General features: G+C 68.7%; 4 protein-coding genes. All 4 read right to left on the reverse strand.

The annotated features are described in order from the left end of the window. On the reverse strand, positions 1-521 hold a 521-nt coding region (aroE, locus tag AC1DYI_RS28200; RefSeq protein WP_477207435.1), incomplete at its 3' end, for a shikimate dehydrogenase. Between the two features lie 28 nt (positions 522-549). Next, a complete protein-coding gene (locus AC1DYI_RS28205; RefSeq protein ID WP_477207436.1) occupies positions 550-1,431 on the reverse strand; it encodes an energy transducer TonB family protein in 882 nt (293 codons plus the stop codon). 5 nt (positions 1,432-1,436) lie between these two features. After that, complete coding sequence (locus tag AC1DYI_RS28210) at positions 1,437-3,491, reverse strand: ribonuclease catalytic domain-containing protein (protein WP_477207438.1); 2,055 nt, start codon at positions 3,489-3,491, stop codon at positions 1,437-1,439. A gap of 60 nt (positions 3,492-3,551) precedes the next feature. After that, a partial coding sequence (locus AC1DYI_RS28215; RefSeq protein ID WP_477207437.1) for a hypothetical protein occupies positions 3,552-4,252 on the reverse strand: 701 nt, incomplete at its 5' end.

Raw genomic sequence — 4,252 nt, forward strand, 5'->3', positions numbered from 1 at the left:
GCCAGCGCCTGATGCCGATCGCATAAGGCCTGTGCGCGCTCGACCGTCCGGTTCGCGACCACCACCTCCGCCGGCGCAGCCTGCAGCAGCGGCCCCAGCACGCCCGCCGACGCGCCGCCGGCGCCGATCAGCAGCACGCGCTGCCCCGCGATCGCCTGACCTGCATTGCGCTCGATGTCGGTGATCAGGCCGACGCCGTCGGTGTTGTCGGCCCACCAGCCTTCGGCATCAAAGCGGACCACGTTGACAGCCTGGGCCAGCGCCGCGCGTTCGGTGTGGCGGGGGCAGAGGCGGAAGGCGTCGAACTTGAATGGCACCGTCACGTTGCAGCCCTTGCCACCATCCGCGGCAAAGGCTCGCAGCGTTGCCTCGAAGCCATCCAGCGGTGCCAGCACCCGCTCGTAGCTCATCGCCTGCCCTGTGGCGGCCGCGAATGCGGCATGGATGGCGGGCGAGCGGCTGTGCGCGACTGGGTTGCCCAGCACGGCGTAGCGGTCGAGTGCGGACGTCGACAGGGTCATCGGCGGTGCGAATCAGGCGCCCAGCGCGTCAGCGCGGCGTCGCGTTGCTGAGCGTGGTCTCCAGCCCGTCGGTACGGGTGAAGCGGAAGCGCGAGGTGACGACGATCTGGTCGGCCTGGTTGCGCATGGCGGTGGTGAAAGGGCCGAACGGTCCGGCCGCATGCACGATGGCCACGGCGCGCCGGTTCAACTCCGCCGACTTGGCCGGCCGCACGACCTCGGCCTCGATCACGTGGCCGCGCGAGTCGATCGTCAGGTTCATCGTCAACTCGCCGTACAGCTTCTGGCCCTTGTACTCGGGGAAGTTGCGCGTGCCGCGCTCTTCGATCTTGCGGCGCAGCGTGTCGTAATAGAGGGCATAGACCTCTTCACGCGTCGCCGGGCTGATGTAGCGCTTCTTCGGCCGCGCGTTCTCGTCGTTGATGCGCTTTTCGATCTCGGCCAGCATACGCAGCAGCTGACGCCGGCGCTCTTCACGCTCGGCCTCGTCGCGGCTCTGGACCGGACGGGCCGGGTCGGGCGGCGGCAGCAGCGCCATCTCGCGCCGGATCTGCGCCAGCAGCTGCTGCTGCACGTCCTGCATCTGCTCGACCTGCTTGGTCGCTTCGGTCTCGGCGTCACCGGTGATCGTGATCGCCGACGGCGGCAGCGGCGACGTCGCACGGCCCTTCTCGGCCTCGCCGCCGCCGGCCAGGCTGGCTTGCGCGATGGCTTGCGCTTTGAGCGGCTTCTCGTCGGAGCGCGCGTTGACCAGCACGACCTCCAGCGGCGTGTCCTCGAACACCCGGTTGAAGGCCTCGGGGTTGACGAAGCGCATGGTCAGCAACACGCCATGCACGGCGACCGAGGCGATCAGCGCCCAGTGCAGCGCCGTCAGCGGCAGCCCCTTGAGGTAAGCGAGCCAGCGCATGGCGCTCAGGCGGCGGCCGGCACGGCGCCGGGCGCTTCGTTGTTGCCGTCGCCGCCGTCCGTGAGGTCGATCGCCAGCGTCAGCGCACCGGCGGCGGCTTGCTCGACGTCACCTTCGCCTTCTTCCTCGGCTGCGGCTTCGTCGGCGGCACCGTCATCCAGGCGCGCGACCAGGCTGGCGTGCAGGTCGAGCGTCAGCAAGTCGATGCCGGTGACGCGAACCCGTACATGGGTGCCGCGCGGCAGGCTGTCGGTGCCGAGCGCACGGAAGACCAGCGGCAGGTGGTCGCAGCGGACCAGTCCGTCTTTCATCACCGACGCATCCAATTCGGTCAGGCCTTGCTGCTCGACATGGCGCAGCGCCCAGTAGCGCTCGATGCCATTCTGGAAGCCGTTGTAGGCGGTGTAGGCGCCGTCGAAACCCGAGATGATCGAGAACAGCGTCGCGTCTTTGGGCTTGAACGGTGCGGCCAGCGCAGCGGTGCGGCCGTGGCGAGCGCAGGCAATGATCTGCCACTGGTTGACCAGGTCGACATAACGCCGCAGTGGAGAGGTGGCCCAGGTGTACTGGGCGACGCCCATGCCGGCGTGCGGCGCTGGCTTCACGCCCATGCGTACCTTCACGCCGGGTGCGAGGCTGGCCTGGCTGCGGTAGATGCCGGGCACGCCAAGCTCGCCGAGCCAGCCGCCCCAGCGGCTGTTGGCCAGGATCATTGCTTCCGAGACGATCAGGTCCAGCGGCGCGCCGCGGCGGCGCTCGGTGATGCGCACCGTTTCGCTGCCATCGGGCTCGGCACCGCCGTTGCCTTCGAGGCGGAAGTTGTAGTCCGGCCGGTTGAAGTTTTCCGGCTTGCCGCGCACGACCTCGCGCGCCGCCTTCAGTGATTGCGCGAGGCGGAAGCAGAACGCCAGTTCGGTCGCGAACGGGTAGCTGGCCGGCGCTTCGCCGGTCAGCGTGGCTTCGGTGACGTACTCGTCCAGCTGGTCGTGGCGCAGGTTCGCCGCAATCGGCACCCGCTCGAGCTTGGTCTCGCTGCTCTTCACCTCCAGCGTGGCCTCGTCGATCGTGACGTACAGGCTGACGGCCGGGCAGTCGCGCCCCTCGATCAGCGTGTAGGCCTGCACGACAGCATCGGGCAGCATCGTGATCTTGAAGCCCGGCATGTAGACAGTGGACAGGCGGTCGCGTGCGACCTTGTCCAGCGCCGAATCGGGCGTGAACGCCAGCGCCGGCGCGGCGATGTGGATGCCGAAGGTGACGGTGCCGCTGCCCAGACCCTGGACCGACAGTGCATCGTCGATCTCGGTCGTCTGCGAGTCGTCGATCGAGAAGGCCCGCACCGGCGAGAGGGGCAACTCGTCGCGGATCGCAGGCGCCTCGAGCGCCGGGAATCCGTAGCCCTTTGGGAAGGTCTCGAACAGGAAACGGCGCCAGTGAAACTGGTACGGGCTGCTGATCGCGCCGGAGGCGGTCAGCAGATCCAGCGGTGCACGCTGGCTGCGCTTGGCCGCCTCGACGACGGCCTTGTACTCGGGCGCGTTCTTGTCGGGCTTGAACAGGATCTTGTAAAGCTGCTCGCGCACCGGGCCCGGACATTGGCCGGCGGCCAGCTCCTCGGCCCAGGCCTCGATCTGCGCGGCTTGCTGCTTCTTGCGCTCGATGGCGAGCAGCGCGGCCTTGACGATCTCTTCCGGCGCCTTCTTGAACAAGCCCTTGCCGGCGCGGCGGAAGTAATGCGGCGCGTCGAACAGGCGGAACAGCGCTGCCGCTTGCAGCTCAGGGCCGGCTTTCGCATCGAAGTAGTCGCGCGCCAACTCGGCAAAGCCGAACTCGCCTTCGGGCGCAAATTCCCAGGCCAGATCGAGGTCGATCTCGGGGGCGCGCGCGTGCGCAGTCGCCAACAACTCGGCCGGCTGCGGCTTGTCGAAGCGCAGCAGCACGTTGGCGGATTTGACCTTCACGCGCTTGCCTGAATCCAGCTCGACCTGCATCGAACTGTCGGCTTCGGACATCACGCGGCCGGCGAGGAATTTGCCGGCGTCATCGAACAGGGCATACATCACGGGCGCGATTGTCGCTGAGGCTGATGCCTCGCCTGTGACCAGTCGTGGCGGGCGTGCTCAGCGGAAGGTCAATGTGACGGCGCGGGCGTTCACCCACGGCGCCCATTCGATGGGGTCGAGCAGCAGCGAGCTGCCATAGACCAGCGTCAGGCGGCGGCCCTTCAGGGTCGTCACGTCGAGTGCGGATGGCGGTGTGCCGTCTTCGGGCACCGGGGCGATGGCGCGCACCTCGCGCACGAATTCGCGCCCTTGTCGGGTGTGGAAATCACGCCGGGCCGACGCGTCGGGGCTCAGCAACATGTGGCCACCCCAGTGCTGATCGGCGGGGCGATTCGGTGCCGGCGGGTCGTAGGCGAGCAGTTCATACGAACCCGGTTCCGGCACGTTGGCCAAGGCGCCGCTGCGCGCGGGGATCAGCAAGCCGTTGGACCGCTCCTGGCGCTTGGCCGCCGCGGCGAAGGCGGGCGACAACGAGCTCGCGAGCACGACACCCGGCGCGTCGTCCCCGCTCAGGCGGAAGACGAGGCGGAAGGGTGCTGCCCGCAGCGCGATGGTTCGCCCGTCGGTCAGCGGTTGGCGCTTGCCATCTTGCTCGACGCTGGCTTCGACGGCGTAAGTCGGGCTGGCCTGGGCCGCCTGCAACATGGCCGACTCGATCCAGGCCAGCAGCGCCGTGTCCTTCGATTCGAGCGCCGCGCGCCATGCATTGCCGCGGCCGATTTCGCCCCGGGCCGGGTCGCGCACGCTTCGGTCAAGCA

Source organism: Ideonella sp. P3_A4 (assembly GCF_056403075.1).

Coding starts and splice junctions, on each gene's coding strand:
- AC1DYI_RS28205 (WP_477207436.1), bottom strand. CDS start 1,431: ATGCGCTGGCTCGCTTACCTCAAGGGGCTGCCGCTGACGGCGCTGCAC.
- AC1DYI_RS28210 (WP_477207438.1), bottom strand. CDS start 3,491: ATGTATGCCCTGTTCGATGACGCCGGCAAATTCCTCGCCGGCCGCGTG.